This window comes from Schwartzia sp. (in: firmicutes), assembly GCF_978017985.1.
In genome coordinates this window covers 1-2,435 of sequence record NZ_CDXDFU010000107.1, presented here as the reverse complement: position 1 = coordinate 2,435, position 2,435 = coordinate 1, and the positions used below count along the sequence as shown (strand labels likewise).

The following is a 2,435-nucleotide window of genomic DNA, read 5'->3' as shown; positions in this document are numbered from 1 at the left end:
TGCCCGACATCTGGCTTGAATCAATTTAGATGATTCATTTCTGCATTGTTTAGTTTTCAAGGAACACCTTGCGCTTCATCGTGCCCCGCACGAGTCAGCTTCTATATATTACCTCTTTGAGAGTTGTTCGTCAAGCACTTTTTTCAAATTCTTTTTTATTTTTCGCAGGAACTTTGGACAAGCTATATTCTGTACTCTGTCGAGGTATTTTTTCGTCAGGCAAGGAAGCAGTCGCGAAGTCGTAGCAAAAGCGCTACGTCGAGCGGCGGCTGACACCGCGTGGCGGAAAAAGACCAGACAGGGAATTCAGCGTTTTCGCAAATGTTCCGTACTGTTTATGAGCTCTATTGACACGTAACCGTCGTCAAATCTGATTATGTTCACCGCTGTGTTGTCCTGCTTAATCGACCACAGATAATGCAGCGGAATATGCATGAGCGACGAAAGAATCGTTTTAAGGATAGCTCCGTGCGCAGATACCACAACAGTTTTCCCTTCGTTTTCTTCACGTATGCGCTCGATTATTTTCATTGCCCGCTTCTGAAGTATATGGAATGTTTCTCCGCCAGGGGTCTGAAGCTTCTCCGGCGCGCCAAAAAAATTTGCCGCTTCCTCAGGCCACTTCTTTACGATTTCTTCATATGTGTGCCCTTCCCACTCACCAAAATGAAATTCCCGAAGTCCTTTCTCAGGAATAAGAGGACAGCCAAAACGCTCGGCAATCTTTTTTCCCGTTTCATACGCACGTTTTAAATCGCTGGTGTAAACAGCCGACACATCATCAACTGGAAAATTCTTTGCCAGAAGTTCTGCCTGCTGCATTCCTTTTTTCGAAAGATCTGTATCCGACTGTCCCTGATATTTTCCCAGAAGATTCCATTCGGTCTGCCCATGGCGTACCAAAATCATTTTCACCATATTACTTCCTCCTATGAACCGCTGAGGCTTGTCATCATGTCGAGAATCGGAAGCGCCACAGAAAATATCAGCGTTCCTATAACACCGCCTGCCACAAGCACCATGCACGGTTCCAAAAGCGTATGCATACGCTCCGCCAGCCGTTCGCTTTCTGCTTCGTACGATGAAGCCAGCTGATAAAGCATTTCCTCCACGGCACCTGTCCGCTCTCCTGTTCGCAGCAGGTTCAAAAACATCGGCGGAAAAAGCTCTGCCTTTTCAAATGACGAGGACATGGCAAAGCCCTTTTCCACATCACGCCCCGCACGCATGGAAACACTGCAGACATACGCATTTTCTGCCGCTTCTGCCGTAATCTCCAGCGCCCTGTTCAGCACAATTCCGCTCTCAATGAGCACCGCAAGCGTCCCGGCAAGCCGCGAAAGCTCCTGATACAGGACCAGTCTCCCGAACACAGGAAGCCGAAGCAACATACGGTCAGCCCGTTCACGCGTCTTTGGCTCTCTGTATCTTCGCGCGCACTCTGCCAGTGCCGCCAATACGCATGCTGCAAGCAAAAATCCATAGTTGCCGAGAAAGTCATAAATGCATATGACCAAGCGTGTAGGCCAGGGAAGCTCCGTATGCATCTCCGCAAAGAAGGAAACGAATACAGGGAATACGAAAGCAAGCAAAACTGCTGCCGCAGCAACTGATGTCAGCAAAAGAATGGCAGGATATGCAAGCAGCGTAACTCTTTTTTCCTTCATATCATACTGTTTTTCCATCGTGTCTGCAATCTTGGCCAACAGTCTGTCCAACGTTCCGCTTTCTTCTCCCGCGTTCACAATAGCAACAGAGGATTTTGGAAACCATGTCGGATATGCGCGCATAGCAGAGGCCAGCGTTCCTCCCCCATGAACTGTGCGGCACATGCCGGAAAGAACTTCCTTCTCTTTTCCGCTTTCCGACTGCTGCAGAAGATTTTCCAACGCCTCGTTCAAAGGAATGTCTGTCCTTATCATAACCGCAAGCTGACGAAAAAAGCCTGCCGCAAATCTAAGGTGGCTTCTGTGCTCAAGCTTTATTCCCGTCCTCAGCTTTTCAGCCGGATTGAGCTTCGTGACGAAAAGACCCTGTATATGGAGCTTCCTTACCGCTTCACGCTCAGATTCAGCGGTCAGACTCCCAGACAAAAAACCGTTTTCTTCTGTTTTTGCTTCATATATAAATTCCAAAAAATATTCATTCCCTCATCAAAATGTGTTCATTGCAATTTTCCCCTGTCGTGAAAGAGCGTCCATTGCCTGTTCCATAGTCTGCATTCCGAACTCAGCCCCTGCCATCATCACGGAGGCAAACTGCTGGACTTTTCCGCTTCGTATCATACTCCGCACCGCGGAAGTTGCCGTAAGCACCTCCGATGCCGCTGCCCGGCCGCCGCTCTTCGAAGGTACAAGCTGCTGGGTGATAACAGCCTCCAGCACCATAGACAGCTGCATTCTTATTTCCTCCTGCTGCTCCGCAGGGAAAAAGCT

At 48.7% G+C, this 2,435-nt stretch carries 2 protein-coding genes and 1 pseudogene; all 3 read right to left on the bottom strand.

The features are described from left to right. Positions 1–306 precede the first annotated feature (306 nt). Positions 307–918 (bottom strand): histidine phosphatase family protein, encoded by a 612-nt coding sequence (locus ACY69O_RS04930; RefSeq protein ID WP_462332352.1) that lies wholly within the window; start codon positions 916–918, stop codon positions 307–309. Between the two features lie 11 nt (positions 919–929). Next, complete coding sequence (locus tag ACY69O_RS04925) at positions 930–2,135, bottom strand: type II secretion system F family protein (protein ID WP_462332351.1); 1,206 nt, start codon at positions 2,133–2,135, stop codon at positions 930–932. Between the two features lie 18 nt (positions 2,136–2,153). Continuing rightward, positions 2,154–2,435: pseudogene (locus ACY69O_RS04920) on the bottom strand (type IV pili twitching motility protein PilT); the annotation flags it as partial.

What these genes read in the sequence shown, in the direction of transcription:
- ACY69O_RS04930 (WP_462332352.1), bottom strand. Translation starts at nt 918, where the DNA reads ATGGTGAAAATGATTTTGGTACGCCATGGGCAGACCGAATGGAATCTT.